Consider the following 15,881-nt stretch of genomic DNA (forward strand, 5'->3'; position numbering starts at 1 on the left):
CCCGTGGATTGTGACCGCCCGGCAGAAGGAGACTCCCGTGACCACCCCCGACTGGTTCGTCTTCCGGGGTTCCGGTGAGCCGCACGACGGTGTCGAACGGCTGCCCGCGCCGCCGCCGTGGCGCGACTTCGACGGCGGCCCGCTCGTCGGGACGGTCCCGCCGCTGGGCACCGAGTCGACGCGCCGCCTCGGCACCCGGGGCGCGGGCGGCCTCACCTGGCGCCCGGAGGAACTCGAACTGATCAACGCGGCCCTCTACTTGAGGCGCCCCCTGCTGGTGACCGGCGACCCGGGCTCCGGCAAGTCGACGCTCGCCCACGCCCTCGCGCACGAACTCGGCCTCGGCCGCGTCCTGCACTGGCCCATCGTCAGCCGCACCACCCTGCGCGACGGCCTCTACACGTACGACGCGATCGCCCGCCTCCAAGACATGCAGATGGCAAAGGAGTTGGGCGAGCCCTACACGGAGGACATCGGCGAGTACCTGCGCCTGGGCCCGCTCGGCACCGCCCTGCTGCCCCGCACCCGCCCCCGGGTCCTCCTCGTCGACGAACTCGACAAGAGCGACATCGACCTGCCCAACGACCTCCTGAACGCCCTGGAGGAGGGCGAGTTCGGCATCGCCGAGCTGCAGCGCATCGCGCGCCGACAGTCCGAGGTCCAGGTCCTCACCGACGACGGCGACCGCGCCCCCGTCCGGAAGGGGCAGGTGCGCTGCCGCGCCTTCCCCGTCGTCGTGATGACCAGCAACGGTGAACGCGACTTCCCCGCACCGCTGTTGCGCCGCTGCCTCCACCTCGACCTGCCCGCGCCCCGCAACGACGAGTGGGGCACCGCCCGTCTCGACGCCATGGTCCGCGCCCACTTCGGCGACACGGACACGTCCGGCAACGAGCAACTGATCCGCGAGTTCCTGGAGTCGAGCCCCGGCTCCCTGCGCGCCGCCGACCAACTCCTCAACGCCATCTACCTCACCCAGGAAGCGGTACGCGACAGCGAGCCCGACCGGCAACGGCTCGCCGAGCTGCTGATGCGGCCCCTGGACCAGGGCGAGCACGGAACGCGCTGATGACGGCACCTTCGACGCCCTCTTCGGCGGACGGACCGCTCGGTGGACTCGCCGAGCGGTTGCGCGCCCGGCTGGGCGTCGACCCCAGCGCACGCGAACTCGCGGAGGCGCTGTGGCTGGCGGAACACGTGTCCCGCGCCGAAGTGACCCCTCCGGAAACGGAGTTGGCGGCGGATCCGCTGGACGAGCCTTCGAGCATCCCCACCCCACAGGAGCCGACACCCCGCCCGGACTCCACGGCGGCCCCCACCCCCACCCCGCCCGACGACCGCACCCACCTCTACGCCGACCGCCGCCCTCGCCCCACACCCCGTGCCGGCACCGAACAACCCACCCCCGAACCGGACTTCGTCCCCGTCCGGGTCCCCGTGGCGACCGCCCTCCCGAACTCCCTCGCCCTCCAGCGCGCCCTGCGCCCCCTCCAGTGCTACCGCCCGCCCGTCCGCACCACCGCCCACCTCCTCGACGAACAGGCCACCGCCGAACGGGCCGCCGAGACCGGCCTGTTCACCCCGGTGTTGCGACCGGGCGCACGCCGCGAGGCCCGGATGCGGCTGCTGATGGACGCGTCGACCTCAACCTCCGTCTGGGACAGCACACTTGAGGAACTCCGCCAGATCTGCGCGGGCCTCGGCGCCTTCCGCGAGGTGCAGGTGCACTACGTCCACCAGGGCGCCGACGGCCAGTTGGCGATCGGCACCTCACGGGAACCGGGCCGTGGCCTGCGCGCCGCCGAGCAGCTGCGCGACCCCACGGGACGCCAACTCACCCTCGTCCTCAGCGACTGTGCGGGCCCGCTGTGGCGCTCGGGTCAACTTCAACGGCTGCTGCACCACTGGACGCGGGCCGCGCCCGTCGCCGTGGTCCAGACCCTGCCGCAGCGGTTGTGGCGGCGCACGCACCTCCCGGCCCTCCCGGGCACGCTGCGCCGTCGCGAAGGGCTGGGCGCCAGGCTGGAGTTCAGGCCGGCCGAGGGTCAAGTACCGTCCGGCGCGCTCCCGGTGCCGGTGCTCGGGCCCACCCGGGCCGCGCTCGGCACCTGGGCCCGGTTGCTGTCGGGCGGCACCGGCCTCTCCCTGCCCGCGGCGGCCGCCTGGGTCCACGCCGGGCACCCTGCGGCCCCGCCCAGGCCCGAACGCCCGCCCGCCGACCCCGGCCCACTCGTCACCGCCTTCCGCCGCTCGGCCTCCCGCCAGGCGGTGTCCCTCGCCGTCTCCTTCTCCGCCGTACCGCTGAGCCTGCCGGTGATGCAGCTGGTCCAGCGGGCGGTACAGCCGCGCAGCGGGCCGTCCGTGCTTGCCGAGGTTCTGCTCAGTGGGCTGTTGAAGCGCGGTGACGGGGAGGGGTGGTACGAGTTCGTTCCCGGGGTGCGGGAGGAGTTGCTGCGGCTGCTGCCTCGGGGGGATGCGCTGCTCGTGCTCAAGCACTGCGGGGAGTACGTGGAACGGCACTTCGGGCGCCGGGCGCGGAACTTTCCGGCGTTGGCGCTGGCTCGGTTGACTGGGGACACGGGGGCGGTGCCTGCGGGGGAGGAGGGGGTTCCGGAGGCGTTCGCCGAGGTGTCGCGGGTGGTGTTGGGGCGGTTCGGGGCGCCGGAGGTGCGGCGTGAGCGGTTTGCCGTGTTCTACATGGCGGACGACAGGGCGTGGGCGCTCTGGACGGCCCACGTGCTGGGCGCTGCGGGATACGGCGTGGATCTGCGGATCTGGACCGAAGTCGAGGAGTTGCGGGAGCCGTTCGCGTCACCGGTGCTCCTCCTTCTCGGCAACGGCTGCAAAGTGTTCGAAGTGGCACTGGCAACCCTCGTGGCGATGGCCGAACAGCTGATCGTCACCGTCGATGTCAGCCCTCCCTGGCCTCCACCGCACTGGAGCCCGGGTCTGGAACCGGTCGTCTCCCTGGCCAACTTGACCGAGCGCATGGCCAGATGGCGGCTGCTGGACATTCTGGGCGACGATCCAGGCGCTTACCCGCCTGAAGCCCCGGACTTCGAGTTTCCCGGACCTATCCAGGTGGTGTGGGGCATGGTGCCCACACCTTCGCCGGGATACGTCCTGCGGGAAGACCTTCTCGGGCAACTGCGCGGGAGGCTGTCGACTGCTCAAGGCGGTTCGGCGGCCTGTGCTCTGGTCGGACCGCCGTCGTCCGGCAAGACACAACTTGCGGCGGAGTACGTGCGTCGGTTCGCCAGTGACTACGACTTCGTGGGGTGGATCCGGGCTCGGGACCATGAGACGAGACTCGGCGACATCCAACGGTTCGCTTCCACACTTGCGTACGCCGATGACCTCGCACAACTCCATGAACTGTTCCGTCACCTGCGCGAGGCGAACCTCCGCTGGCTGATCGTCTACGACGACTGGGACGACCTCCAGGACGCCAACGACCTCCTGATCAGCGGCGGCCACGCGCTGATCACCACGAAGGACGGGGCCTGGGCGGAGGCGGTCCCCGCGCTGAGGGTGTCCGCCGCCGAGGAGAACCCGGCCGCACCGGCGGCCGAGCGGGACGAACTCGTCCGGCGCGCCCTCGTCCGAGTCCACGCCCCGGCCGGCGCGCAGGGTGTCGTATCGGCGAGTGGTTTCTTCCTGGCGCCCGGCTGGGTGGTCACCGCGGCCCACGTGGTCGAGGGCCGCGACCGGCAGTCGGGCGTCGGCGTCACCACGATGGACGGCCGCCGCCACCAGGTCGAACGGGTCCGTGACGTGGGCGAGTTGGCGCTGCTGCACGTGCCTGACGTGGACGGAGTCGACTGCTTGTGGCTCACCGACCGCCAGATCGCCCACAACGGACCGGCGACGCTGTACGGCGCCGAAGGGCCCCTGGACGCACCCCGGGTGGTATTCACGGCAGCCGCGGTCTCCGGACGGCTGGGCCGGGACACCCTCCTGCTGGACGGCGAGTTGATCCCCCTCGGAAGCGCGGGCGGCCCCGTCGTCGACGAACACGACGGCTCCGTCATCGGTGTCATCAAGTCCCGGCGGGCAGACGGCGGCGGGAGGGGAGAGGCAGTCCGCATCGAGGAGTTGCGGGCGCTGTGCGAAGAGGGCCCTACGGGCGCCGAGTTGTGGCACGGCCTCGTACGGGCGCATGACCGGCACCACGCCGAGCGGTTCGCCGAACGGGGTCCCCACATGACGTGGACCGGCGTCCAACTCGGGCTCACCGACCCACCGTCTCAGGCCCTCCCACCCGACGAGCGGACCGAACTCTACGGACTCCTCGCCGAGTTGGATCCGCCCATCGAGCCGAAGATGGTCCTGGAACTGCTCGGGCCACGAGAACGGCCGGATGTTCCCCCGCGCCACTGGCGGGACGGCGCCGGATACCTGAACCACCTCGTCACCGACGAGCGCCTGCTCCTGTACGCCGCACGCGTCTGGGCCCACCAGGCCACCCGGAGCGGACCGGCCCAGGCCCCCGCTCTCGCCGCGCTGCGGAACTGGACCGACGTCACCCGGCAGCGCCTCGCGGGTGAGGGCGGGCAGGATGTCAGCGCCGCCTTCAGCCGCGTGGACACGGACTTCACCCGGATCGGACCCGTTGTGCGCGTGGAGATCGAGCGCACCGGCGCCGAGGCCTACGGCTGTCGCCTTGTCCTGGTGCGGGGAAGCGAGGAGGAGGCCCATTGGCAGGACATGTTGGGTGGGCGGCCCGAAGAACTGCTGGAGTGGCTGCGCGGGCCCCTTCTGGAGGCGCTGTCGGTGGCCGAGACACCCGGCACCACGGCCTCCGTCCAGTTCTTCCTGCCGAGCGCGTTGCTGTGGGAACTCCCCGTGGAGGACTGGCGGCTGCCAGAGGGCAACGCCCTCGGATGGGGGCGGAACGTCTTCGTACGCAGCAAGGACGGTCTGGGCAGTAGTTCGGCCCAGAACTGGCGGCGGCGTTGGGACGTGGTGTCCAGAGGCCCACTGCAGGGCCTCCGGGTGCATGGTGCAGGCCCTGTCGATTGGGCGGCGACGCCCTTCAACGCAGTACCGCTCCTGTGTCGGCATGCGGACACGGTCACGCGGACCAACGGCCTCAATGTGGCCAAGAACTTGGGCTTCCCCCTCATGCTGTGGAGCCGGTCAGCGACCCACGCCGACTGCACCGACTTCTACGGCCGCGCGGAGGACCTGCTTCAACGGGTCGGCACCGCCCGTGAACTCGTAGCGCAGGTCGGCTACTTGAGAGCCCAGTTCACCCGCCGCGACCCCGAAGCCGCCTGGGCCCGCCACCTCGCCGTCTTCTGCGATCCCCCCGACGACCGCTGACCCACCCCCCCCGGATACGCCAATGGGCCCGCCCCCAAGTCCAAAGACTCGGAGCCGGGCCCACCGTACGTAAGACCAAGACGTCGAGACCTACGCCTCGAACACCTCCCGCACCAACTGCTCCTGCTCAGCCTGGTGCCGCTTGGCCGACCCCACCGCCGGCGACGACCCGTGCGGACGCGAGATCCGCCGCAACCGCTCCCCGTGAGGAACATCCGCGCCGACCGCCAGGTCCAGGTGGTCGATCAGGTTCAGGGCGATGAACGGCCAGGCGCCCTGGTTGGCCGGCTCCTCCTGGGCCCAGAGGTACTTCTCGGCGTTCGGGTACTTGGCGATCTCGGCCTGGACCTCGGCGCCGGGCAGCGGGTACAGCCGCTCAAGGCGGATGATCGCCGTGTCCGTGGAGCCGCGCTTGACCCGCTCGGCGTCCAGGTCGTAGTACAGCTTGCCCGTGACGAAGACGACCTTGCGGACGGCCGCCGGGTCCGTCACCGACGCGTCGCCGATGACCGGGCGGAACTGGCCCGTCGTGAACTCCTCCGTCTTCGACGCGGCGGCCTTGAGGCGCAGCATCGACTTCGGGGTGAAGACCACCAGCGGCTTGTGGTGCGGGTTGTGCACCTGCCACCGCAGGAGGTGGAAGTAGTTCGAGGGGAGCGTCGGCATCGCTACCGTCATGTTGTTCTGGGCGCAGAGTTGCAGGAAGCGCTCGACCCTCGCCGAGGAGTGGTCCGGGCCCTGGCCCTCGTAGCCGTGGGGGAGGAGCAGCGTCACACCGCTCGTCTGGCCCCACTTCTGCTCCGCCGCCGAGATGTACTCGTCGACCACCGACTGCGCGCCGTTGACGAAGTCGCCGAACTGCGCCTCCCACATCACGAGCGCGTCGGGGCGGGCCAGCGAGTAGCCGTACTCGAAGCCCATGACCGCGTACTCGGAGAGGAGGGAGTCGTAGACGTTGTAGCGCGCCTGCTCCTCGGAGAGGTACTGGAGCGGGGTGTAGTCCTCGCCCGTCTGACGGTCGATGAGGACCGCGTGGCGCTGGCCGAACGTGCCGCGGCGGGAGTCCTGGCCGGAGAGGCGCACCGGGGTGCCCTCAAGCAGCAGGGAGCCGATCGCCAGCGTCTCGCCCATGCCCCAGTCGATCGTCCCGTCCTCGACCATCGTCGCCCGGCGCTGCAGCTGGGGCAGCAGGCGCGGGTGGACGTGGAAGGTGTCCGGGATGTTGACCTGGGACTCGGCGATCCGCTTCACGACCTCCGAGGAGATCGCCGTGGAGACCGCGACCGGGAACTCCGCCTGCGGGTCCGACATCGGGACGGCGCCCGGCTGGGCGGTCGCCTCGCGGACCTCGGTGAAGACCTTCTCCAGCTGGCCCTGGTAGTCCTGGAGAGCCTGTTCGGCTTCCTCAAGGGTGATGTCGCCGCGACCGATCAGCGACTCGGTGTACAGCTTGCGCACCGAGCGCTTCTTGTCGATCAGGTCGTACATCAGGGGCTGGGTGAAGGCCGGGTTGTCCGACTCGTTGTGACCGCGGCGGCGGTAGCAGATGAGGTCGATCACCACGTCCTTGTTGAACGCCTGACGGAACTCGAAGGCCAGCCGCGCGACGCGGACCACGGCCTCCGGGTCGTCGCCGTTCACGTGGAAGATCGGGGCCTCGATCATGCGGGCCACGTCCGTGGCGTACATCGAGGAACGCGACGACTCGGGAGCCGCCGTGAAGCCGACCTGGTTGTTGATGACGATGTGGATCGTGCCGCCGGTGCGGTAGCCGCGGAGCTGCGACATGTTGAGCGTTTCCGCCACCACGCCCTGGCCCGCGAAGGCCGCGTCACCGTGCAGGGCGAGGGGCAGGACCGTGAAGTCCGTGCCGCCCTTGTTGATGATGTCCTGGCGGGCGCGGACGATGCCCTCGATGATCGGGTCGACCGTCTCCAGGTGGGACGGGTTCGCCGCGAGGGTGACCTTGATCTGCTCGCCGTCCAGGCCGGTGAAGGTGCCCTGGGCGCCCAGGTGGTACTTCACGTCGCCGGAGCCGTGCATCGACTTCGGGTCGAGGTTGCCCTCGAACTCGCGGAAGATCTGGGCGTACGACTTGCCGACGATGTTCGCGAGCACGTTCAGGCGGCCGCGGTGGGCCATGCCGATGACGACCTCGTCGAGGCGCGACTCGGCCGCGCTGTCGATGACCGCGTCGAGCAGCGGGATGACCGACTCGCCGCCCTCAAGGGAGAAGCGCTTCTGACCGACGTACTTCGTCTGCAGGAAGGTCTCGAAGGCCTCCGCCGCGTTCAGGCGGCGCAGGATGCGCAGCTGCTCCTCGCGCTCCGGCTTGGAGTGCGAGCGCTCGATGCGGTCCTGGATCCACTTGCGCTGCTTCGGGTCCTGGATGTGCATGAACTCGATGCCGGTGGTGCGGCAGTAGGAGTCGCGCAGCACGCCGAGGATGTCGCGCAGCTTCATCAGGGACTTGCCGGCGAAGCCGCCGACCGCGAACTCCCGCTCCAGGTCCCACAGGGTGAGGCCGTGCTCGGTGATGTCCAGGTCGGGGTGCTTGCGCTGGCGGTACTCCAGCGGGTCGGTGTCGGCCATGACGTGGCCGCGGACCCGGTAGGAGTGGATCAGCTCGAAGACGCGGGCGGCCTTCGTCACGTCGTTGTCGTGCGACGCGTCGATGTCCTTGAGCCAGCGGACCGGCTCGTACGGGATGCGCAGCGCCTCGAAGATCTCGTCGTAGAAGCCGCTCTCGCCGAGCAGGAGGTTCGCGACGATCCGCAGGAACTCGCCGGAGGCGGCGCCCTGGATGACCCGGTGGTCGTAGGTCGACGTGAGCGTCATGACCTTCGAGATGCCGAGCTTGTTGAGGGTGTCCTGGCTCGTGCCCTGGAACTCGGCCGGGTAGTCCATGGAGCCGACGCCCATGATGACCGACTGACCGGGCATCAGGCGGGGGACCGAGTGGACGGTGCCGAGGCCGCCGGGGTTGGTCAACGACACGGTGACGCCCGTGAAGTCATCCATCGTCAGCTTGCCGTCGCGGGCGCGGCGGACGATGTCCTCGTAGGCCTGCCAGAACTCGAAGAAGTTCAGCGTCTCGGCCTTCTTGATGCCGGCGACGACGAGCTGGCGGTCGCCGTTGGGCTTCACCAGGTCGATGGCGAGACCGAAGTTGACGTGCTCCGGCTTGACCAGGGTCGGCTTGCCGTCCTTCTCCTGGAAGGAGTAGTTCATCGACGGCATGGCCTTGATGGCCTGCACCATCGCGTAGCCGATGAGGTGGGTGAAGGAGATCTTCCCGCCCCGGGCACGCTTCAGGTGGTTGTTGATGACGATGCGGTTGTCGAAGAGCAGCTTGACCGGGACCGCGCGCACCGACGTGGCGGTGGGGACCTCGATCGACGCGTTCATGTTCTTCGCGACCGCGGCGGCGGGACCGCGCAGCGTGACGAACTCCGGGCCACCGACGGCCTCGGCCGCGGGCTCCGCCTTCTTCGGCTGAGCGGCCGGGGCCGCCGCCTTCGCAGGCGCGGGCGCCGGAGCCGGGGCTACGGCCTTCGCCGGCGCCGGAGCCGCGGCTGCGGGCGCCGGCGCGGGGACCGCCGGAGCGGCGGGCGCGGCGGGCGCAGCAGGAGCGGCCGGAGCCGGAGCCTGGGCGGCGGGCGCCGCCGGGGCCGGGGTGGTTCCTACGGCCCCCGCGGCCGCAGTACCCGCCGAAGTCGAGGTCGGGGCGGCAGCCGCGCCCGGCTTGTAGTCGGCGAAGAAGTCCCACCAGGCTCGGTCTACCGAGTTCGGATCCTGGAGGTACTGCTGATAGATCTCGTCGACGAGCCACTCGTTGGGCCCGAACGCCGCCGCGGGATTCTTACCCGCGGCTTGGTCGGACTCGGTCGAGATGGTCGAGTTACTGGGGGACTGTGACGACACGGCGGCAACCGCCCTCTTCCGCTTCACAAGGTGATGGACAGCGGGAATTAAGGCTACGCCCCCATGACCGCCAAGGTCAGGTCGGGCCGGTCCATCGTCGTGTAAGTCACATCGGAAAGTGTGTTTCGAGCGCCGAAATGGCGGGAAACAAGCGTGGTTCCGCTGTGGAAGGGACGCGTCGATGCGGGCCGGACGCGCCGATGGCGCGGGCCTGTGCCTGATCACACGTGTCCGTCAGCGCGGACCGTCGTGGATCTTGGGGCTCCGGTTCGAACTTTACGTCAACTTGGCACGGAAGACAGTCCCGGGAGGGTGACGATGATCCGGCAGCCACGGTCGGATTCGGCCACACCGATCCGGCCGCCGTGCAGATCCACCGCCCAGCGGGCGATCGCCAGCCCGAGGCCCGTACCGCCGTCGCTGCCCGGTCCGTGCGGCGAGCTGACCGCTCCCCGGTTGAACCGCTCGAAGATGTGCGCCCACTGCGCCTTGGGGATGCCGGGCCCCTCGTCCAGGACCTCCAGCTCCAGCGACTCCGGCCGCGCTCCGCGCCGGGCCTTCACCGTCACCCGGCCGTGCGCGGGGCTGTGCTTGACCGCGTTGTCGATCAGGTTGGCGACGACCTGGTGGATGCGCTCCGGGTCGGCGAGCGCGGTCAGCTCCGGCGGGGACACGTCCAGGTGCAGATGGACGTCCGTCCGCGTGTGACTCCCCGAGCCCGACGCGATGCCCGCGCGCGCGGAGGCGACCATGTTGGCCTCCTTGAGCACGCCCGAGAGATACGGCCACACCTCGAACCGGCGCGTCTTCAGCGGTACGACGCCGTTGTCCAGCCGGGAGAGATCGAGCAGCGTCTCGACGAGACGTCCCAAGCGCTCCGTCTGCTTCAACGCCGTCCGCATGGTCTCCGGATCGGCGGCCGAGACGCCGTCGACGACGTTCTCCAGTACGGCGCGCAGGCCCGCGATGGGGGTGCGCAGCTCGTGCGAGACGTTCGCGACGAGTTCCTTGCGCTGGCGCTCCTGCGCCTCCAGCTCGTCGGCCATGACGTTGATCGTCCCGGCCAGGTCGCCCAGTTCGTCACGGCGGTTCTCGCGCACCCGGCGCGTGTAGTCGCCGCGCGAGATCGACCGGGCCACCGTGTTCATCTCGTCCAGCGGCGCGGTGAGCGAATGGGCCACGAACTGCGTTATCAGCAGTGTGGCGATCATCGAGAAGACCGTGATGAAGCGCAGCTCCGTCGCCGTGCGCATGGCGATCATCATCAGCCCGGTGGTGATGAGCACCGCGATGACGACCAGCGCGCCCAGCTTGGTCTTGATCGAGAACGGGCGTACGCCGCCCCAGGGCTCCCCGGGGCTCCTCCGTGACGTCGGCCCGTCGCTCATGGCGTCGGGGTCTCCAGTGCGTAACCGACGCCGTGCACCGTGCGGATCCGCTCGGCGCCGATCTTCCGGCGCAGCGCCTTGATGTGGCTGTCGACGGTCCGGGTGCCGGAGGCGTCCGCCCAGTCCCACACCTCGGCGAGCAGCTGCTCACGCGAGAGCACGGCACGCGGGGTGTTCGCCAGGCACACCAGCAGGTCGAACTCGGTGGGCGTGAGATGCACGTCCTCGCTGCGCACCCGTACCCGGCGCTGCGCGTGGTCGATCTCCAGCTCGCCGAGGCGCAGGATGCCCGAGCGCGGGGTGGACGCGGCCACCACGGCACGCTCCACCCGGCGCAGCAGGACGTGCACGCGCGCCGCCAGCTCCCGCATCGAGAACGGCTTGGTCATGTAGTCGTCGGCGCCGACCCCGAGCCCGACCAGCATGTCGGTCTCGTCGTCGCGCGCGGTGAGCATCAGCACCGGCACCGGGCGGGCGGCCTGCACACGACGGCAGACCTCCAGCCCGTCGAAGCCGGGCAGCATGATGTCGAGGATCAGCAGATCGGGCTGCCAGGCCTCGGCGGTGTCGACGGCCGAAGGCCCGTCGCCCGCGGTCTGCACGAGAAATCCCTCGGCGCGCAGACGGGCCGCGATGGCGTCGACGATCGTCGGATCGTCCTCGACCACGAGCACCCGGCGCTGCGCGCCCGGCGTGGCCGTGGCCGTACCGTTGTGGGAGGTGTGTGTCTGCTCCATCGCCCGCCCCTGAAGTGTGCTTTCCGGAACCAGTGGGGTGATCCCATGACTGCGCTTGACGCTTGAATGATCGGCGCCAGGGAAGCAGAGTACGGGGAGTGACGTCGCCTTTGCTATCCAGGTCGTACGGCGAGATGCACGACGTCGGGAACTCCTCGGGCAACCGGGATCTCTTCGGTACGCACCTGTTGGAACCCGGCATTCCATAAGGTTCGCTCAAATTCCGGAGAGGGCTGCGCCGACCATACGGCGAGTACCCCGCCAGGCCTCAACACCCTTGCGCAGCTTGCCAGTCCGGCCTGCGAGTAGAGGTTGTCGTTGCTGTCGGTGACGGTCCAGCCGGGGCCGTTGTCGATGTCGAGGCAGAGCGCGTCGAAAGTGGCGCAAGTCTCATTGACGAATGCGACTAGGTCCGTTTTCACAATTTCGGTGCGCGGGTCGGCGAGAGCGGCCGCGGAGAGCGCGGACAAGGGCCCCGATCGGTGCCATTCGACGATCGCGGGCTCCCGTTCGACGACGGTGATCCGGCCCCAGCGCGGGTCGGCGGCGGCATGCGCGAGCGAGAACCCGACACCGAGTCCGCCGATCAACACGTCCGGCAGTACGGCGGGTTCGGGGCGCGAGTCGAGGGCATCGCGTGCGGCGTCGACCAGGAGCCGCTCCGACCGCCCGTCCGAGGTGTCCATCAGGAAGCACCCGTTGGCGATGATCTGGAGCAACTCCCCGTGCCGGCGCAGCACCACCTCGCCGTAGGGGCCCTCGCGACGGTCCAGGACGACAGGGGTGTCGTACGCGGAGGTGTTGTCGTACGCGGCGGTGTCGTACGCGGTGGTCATGCGATCCATCCTGGCAGTTTCACCGGATCGTGCGGCCGAATTAACCCAGGGCGAACACGTCCGGGTGCAAGGTACCTGCGGACGCGCAGGAAGGCTTTCAGGTTGCTGTGAATCGGCCCTCGCGTGGCGTCGGTCATAGACAGGGGCAGGTGGGACGGCGAAGGGTGGGGTGTGAACCGGAAGGAGCGCCTCACCGTGGAACGGATCGCGACGGCCGACACCCAGGCCTCCGCCACGCCTCAGGGCGGGCCCCTGGCCGATGAGTCCGGGTCGTTCGCGCCCCTGGATTCCGGGCTGTTGGACGCGATGCCGAGACAGCGGGAAGTGCTGGACGGGGCTGGGGAGTTGAGGTCCGCCACTCCGACCCCGGCGGCGGTGTCCGTCTCGGCGTCCACCCCTGCCGTCCCCGGAGAATCGCGCGTCCTGCTCGCACTCCGCGGCCTCCACCCCTGGCGGCTGCTGCCCACGCCCACCGGGACGCCGTTCACCTTCTGTTACGGGTTGCTGCTCGTCGTGACGTCACTCGTGGCGCAGTACGCCGATCCGACCTTCGTGAACCAACTCCACCAGGCGTCCAGCACCGACGTCACCCACCTCCTCCGCGACCCGTTCCTCGTGCTGGTCGCCAGCGCGCTGTGGATCGTGGGCGGGATGGTGTCGCCGTACGCGTTCCTGTTCCTGCTGGTGCTGACCGCGCTGGAACGCCGGATCGGCGGGGTACGGGCGGCCGGTGTCTTCCTGTTCGGGCACATAGTGGCCACGCTGGCGACCGAAGGCACCGTGGGAATCGCGGTGTTGGTGGGCCACCTCCCCGACAGCTCCCTCCACCGCCTCGACTACGGCATCAGCTTCGGCGTGGCGACGAGCATAGGAGCGCTGGCCGGCCTCCTCCGACCGTGGCTCGGCCTCCCGCTGATCACCCTGTTCGGCTGGTCGCTGGTCACGGACCTGATCGCGTTCACCGACCCCATGACGAACTGGGGCCACCTGATCTCGCTGACGATAGGCGTCGCGACGTGGCCGTTGATACGGCGGTGGGCGCGGGCGGCACGGGTGAATCGAGCGGTAGGGGTGGCTGGGGCGGCCCGGGTTGAGGTCGCGGGGGTCTAACTCCCCGCTTGCGTGACCGCGTTCAGCTTCTTCTCCGGTCCCGGGATGCCAAGTCGGCGCTCTTACTGGTCGGTTGCTCCGGTGACCACACGTACGGCGTGGTCGTCGTGATCGCCCGGAACCCCAGTCGGCGCAGGATCGGTGCGCTGTCCTCCGAGGCGTCCACCTGCAGATACCGCACTCCCCGGGCGACGGCGAGAGCGGCTCGGGTGGCCACGAGGGCGCGGTAGATGCCCTTGCCGCGCCACTCGGCGCGGGTCGAGCCGCCCAGCATGTTGGCGAACTCCGTCCCCGGCCGGAAGGCGAGCCAGGCCGCGGAGACCATCTCGCCCTCCGCCTCGACGGCGTAGACGGCCATCTCGTCCGGAGCGGCGGCGATCCGGCCGAGCAGGTCGGTGGCCAGCCAGTTCAGGTCCATGTCCCAGACGGCCGACTGCAGGGCGCCGATCCGCCGCAGGTCCGCCACGGCGCTGACCCGGCGGATCGTGACCCCGTCCGGCAGCACGGGCTCTCCTACGGCCATCTCCTCGGCCAGCCCGATCAGCACGGTCTCCTGTTCCTCGGGCACGAACCCCGCCGCGCGCAGCCGGTCGGTGAGGTCGGCGGGTACGTCGTGGGAGCGGGTCTTCCACTCCACGCTCTCTCCGCGCGCGGCGAAGAAGTCCCGCTGCCGGACGATCAGTTCGTCCAGTTCCTGTCCCTGTACGCCCAGGTCATGCGGCCCGCTCACGAACCCCCGGAACTGGCCGACGATCCGTAGCAGCGGCCCGTCCTTCTCGTACGTCACTCCGACGGGCGGGATGGGTGGGGTGCCGCGCATCTGGTTGTCGTAGGCGGAGAGGAGGGGCTGGGTCTCGGTTTCCGGTTCTGTCACGGGGTGACGGTACGGGGGGTGGTGGTCTTGATGTGCCTTAGGAGGGCGGTGAGTTGGGGGTGGTCGGTGTGGAGTACGACGGTGGGGGCGTCGCTCTCGCGGAGGGCGAGGGTGTCTTGGTCGGTGGCGAGTTCGACGCAGTTCGTGCCGTCTCCGGACCCCGAGTAGGACGACTTCTGCCAGACGATCTCGGACATGTCCCCTCCTTGTCTTCAGTTGCTCTGCGCGAGGGTTCGGATGAACTCCCTCGACTCCTTCACCGGAAGCGCGGCCTTCGTGATGCACTCCATCAGCACACGGTAGTTCGACAGTTGAGTGTGCGCATCGAGGAATTCCGAGCTGCTCGCGGTGTCGATCTGCACCGTGTCGAGCTGCGGAACAGGTCCTGACGCGTACATCGCGGTCAGCCCCGGCAGCGGAAAGCCCCCGGCGCTGAAGGGGATGACGCGAACGGTGATGTTGCGGCGCTGCGAGGACTCGATGAGGACGTTGAGCTGCGTGCGCATGATGTCTGGAGTGCCGAACCGCAGTCGTAGAGCCGCCTCGTGGATGACGAACGTGCAGGCAGGCGGATCCTCGCGGTCCAGGATGTCGCGGCGCCTCAGGCGGTGCGAGAGCCGGCGCCGCACCTCCGCCGAGGGCCACGCGGGCACCGTCTCGGTGATGACGGCGCGGGCGTAGTCCTCGGTCTGGAGCAGGCCGGGCACATGCATGGCCACGAAGACGCGCAGGCTGGTCGCGTGGAACTCCAACTCGGCGAGGTCAAGTCCGCCGCTCGCGATGTGGCCCCGGTACTCCTCCCACCAACCGCGGTTCCTTTCCCCTGCCATCGCGGCCAGGGCTTCCACGTACGCCGTGTTGGGACAGGAGTAGTGGGCGGCAAGCGTATGCACGCGGTCCGGACTGATCCCGAAGCGCGCCAACTCGGTGTTCGTGATGTGAGAACGGTTCGTTCCCATGAGGTCGGCGGCCTCCTGGATCGACATCCCGGAGTCCTCGCGCATGCGGCGCAGTTCGGTGCCCAGTCGCCGCTGCCGTTCCGTGCTGAAGCTCCGAGTGGCCATGGCTGCCCTCCTGTTGGTCGCGGTGCGGTCCGTTCACCCGATCGAGTTAAGGGGATTCCAGTATCGCCATTGTGGTGGCACTTGTTATCTCCTGGGCTCTACGGTGAGTAGCGAACCGGTTACACCGTACCGGTCAACTTCCTCGCGCCCTGGGAGAGTTGCCATGGATGAACGCCTGCCCGAGCCGCCCGCCGAGTGGGAGTACACGCTGCATGTCCCCCACGATCCGCTCGCTCCCGGCATCGCTCGTGCCGCCGTCGGGCTCGTCCTGGACCGGCACGGACTCCCGGAACTCGTCGACACCGCCGTCCTGCTGACCTCCGAACTGCTCTCGAACTCCTGCCGCTACGCGCCGGGCCCGGCCTCCGTGTGCCTCAAGTGGGCGGACAAGCGGCTCCGCGGCAGCGTGTGGGACACCGGGCCGGTGCTGCCGCGCCCCGCCGACTGTCCCGGGCCGGAGTCCGACGGGGGCCGCGGGCTAGCCCTCGTGGAACTGTGCGCCGACGCCTGGGGGAGCTTCGGGATGGGGCCCGCCCAGGGCAAGGTCGTGTGGTTCGAGCTGCTGCGGGACTCGCTGCGCCCTGTGACGGCGTGACGGTGATCGTGCTCCCGGACGCAAGGGA

General features: G+C 69.8%; 11 protein-coding genes. 4 read left to right on the forward strand and 7 right to left on the reverse strand.

Annotation, left to right across the window (positions count from 1 at the left end):
• Nucleotides 1–37 precede the first annotated feature (37 nt).
• Both OG407_RS34190 and OG407_RS34195 read left to right on the forward strand, forming a co-directional pair.
• A complete protein-coding gene (locus OG407_RS34190; RefSeq protein ID WP_405863329.1) occupies nucleotides 38–1,069 on the forward strand; it encodes an AAA family ATPase in 1,032 nt (343 codons plus the stop codon).
• Entirely contained in the window at nucleotides 1,069–5,325 is a 4,257-nt protein-coding gene (locus OG407_RS34195; protein WP_405863330.1) for an SAV_2336 N-terminal domain-related protein, read from the forward strand. The genes OG407_RS34190 and OG407_RS34195 overlap by 1 nt, the downstream gene beginning before the upstream one ends.
• A 90-nt stretch (nucleotides 5,326–5,415) precedes the next feature.
• On the opposite strand, the gene OG407_RS34200 is transcribed toward OG407_RS34195, so the two are convergent.
• The 4 genes from OG407_RS34200 to OG407_RS34215 all read right to left on the reverse strand — a co-directional run bounded on the left by OG407_RS34200 (nucleotide 5,416) and on the right by OG407_RS34215 (nucleotide 12,210).
• Nucleotides 5,416–9,249, reverse strand: a complete 3,834-nt coding sequence (locus tag OG407_RS34200; RefSeq protein ID WP_405863331.1) for a multifunctional oxoglutarate decarboxylase/oxoglutarate dehydrogenase thiamine pyrophosphate-binding subunit/dihydrolipoyllysine-residue succinyltransferase subunit — start codon at nucleotides 9,247–9,249, stop codon at nucleotides 5,416–5,418.
• Nucleotides 9,250–9,530: 281 nt separating this feature from the next.
• Nucleotides 9,531–10,637, reverse strand: coding sequence for a sensor histidine kinase (locus tag OG407_RS34205; RefSeq protein WP_403590968.1), 1,107 nt, complete (start codon nucleotides 10,635–10,637; stop codon nucleotides 9,531–9,533).
• A complete protein-coding gene (locus tag OG407_RS34210; protein ID WP_033282112.1) occupies nucleotides 10,634–11,374 on the reverse strand; it encodes a response regulator transcription factor in 741 nt (246 codons plus the stop codon). Before OG407_RS34210 ends, OG407_RS34205 begins: the two co-directional genes overlap by 4 nt.
• Before the next feature lie 113 nt (nucleotides 11,375–11,487).
• A complete protein-coding gene (locus tag OG407_RS34215) occupies nucleotides 11,488–12,210 on the reverse strand; it encodes a spermidine synthase (protein WP_405863332.1) in 723 nt (240 codons plus the stop codon).
• Between the two features lie 171 nt (nucleotides 12,211–12,381).
• Here OG407_RS34215 and OG407_RS34220 point away from each other — a divergent pair, with 171 nt between their 5' ends.
• Nucleotides 12,382–13,320, forward strand: a complete 939-nt coding sequence (locus tag OG407_RS34220; protein WP_405863333.1) for a rhomboid-like protein — start codon at nucleotides 12,382–12,384, stop codon at nucleotides 13,318–13,320.
• Between the two features lie 22 nt (nucleotides 13,321–13,342).
• Here the strand turns inward: OG407_RS34220 and OG407_RS34225 are convergent, their stop codons facing one another.
• From OG407_RS34225 to OG407_RS34235, 3 genes are read right to left on the reverse strand one after another with little or no spacing between them, the layout of a single operon-like run.
• Nucleotides 13,343–14,140, reverse strand: coding sequence for a GNAT family N-acetyltransferase (locus OG407_RS34225; RefSeq protein ID WP_405868764.1), 798 nt, complete (start codon nucleotides 14,138–14,140; stop codon nucleotides 13,343–13,345).
• A 50-nt stretch (nucleotides 14,141–14,190) separates the two neighbouring features.
• On the reverse strand, nucleotides 14,191–14,391 hold the full coding sequence (locus tag OG407_RS34230) for a DUF397 domain-containing protein (RefSeq protein WP_405863334.1): 201 nt from the start codon (nucleotides 14,389–14,391) through the stop codon (nucleotides 14,191–14,193).
• Between the two features lie 15 nt (nucleotides 14,392–14,406).
• Nucleotides 14,407–15,258: a helix-turn-helix domain-containing protein gene (locus OG407_RS34235; protein WP_405863335.1), complete on the reverse strand. Its 852-nt coding sequence runs from the start codon at nucleotides 15,256–15,258 to the stop codon at nucleotides 14,407–14,409.
• Between the two features lie 163 nt (nucleotides 15,259–15,421).
• Between OG407_RS34235 and OG407_RS34240 the strand changes: the two genes are divergently transcribed.
• A complete protein-coding gene (locus OG407_RS34240; protein ID WP_405863336.1) occupies nucleotides 15,422–15,853 on the forward strand; it encodes an ATP-binding protein in 432 nt (143 codons plus the stop codon).
• The last annotated feature ends 28 nt before the right edge of the window (nucleotides 15,854–15,881 follow it).

It is taken from the genome of Streptomyces sp. NBC_01515 (genome assembly GCF_045040345.1).
Lineage (GTDB): Bacteria > Actinomycetota > Actinomycetes > Streptomycetales > Streptomycetaceae > Streptomyces.

What these genes read in the sequence shown, in the direction of transcription:
- OG407_RS34210 (WP_033282112.1), bottom strand. Translation starts at nt 11,374, where the DNA reads ATGGAGCAGACACACACCTCCCACAACGGTACGGCCACGGCCACGCCG.
- OG407_RS34240 (WP_405863336.1), top strand. Translation starts at nt 15,422, where the DNA reads ATGGATGAACGCCTGCCCGAGCCGCCCGCCGAGTGGGAGTACACGCTG.
- OG407_RS34225 (WP_405868764.1), bottom strand. Translation starts at nt 14,140, where the DNA reads ATGCGCGGCACCCCACCCATCCCGCCCGTCGGAGTGACGTACGAGAAG.
- OG407_RS34230 (WP_405863334.1), bottom strand. Translation starts at nt 14,391, where the DNA reads ATGTCCGAGATCGTCTGGCAGAAGTCGTCCTACTCGGGGTCCGGAGAC.
- OG407_RS34215 (WP_405863332.1), bottom strand. Translation starts at nt 12,210, where the DNA reads ATGACCACCGCGTACGACACCGCCGCGTACGACAACACCTCCGCGTAC.
- OG407_RS34205 (WP_403590968.1), bottom strand. Translation starts at nt 10,637, where the DNA reads ATGAGCGACGGGCCGACGTCACGGAGGAGCCCCGGGGAGCCCTGGGGC.
- OG407_RS34235 (WP_405863335.1), bottom strand. Translation starts at nt 15,258, where the DNA reads ATGGCCACTCGGAGCTTCAGCACGGAACGGCAGCGGCGACTGGGCACC.
- OG407_RS34195 (WP_405863330.1), top strand. Translation starts at nt 1,069, where the DNA reads ATGACGGCACCTTCGACGCCCTCTTCGGCGGACGGACCGCTCGGTGGA.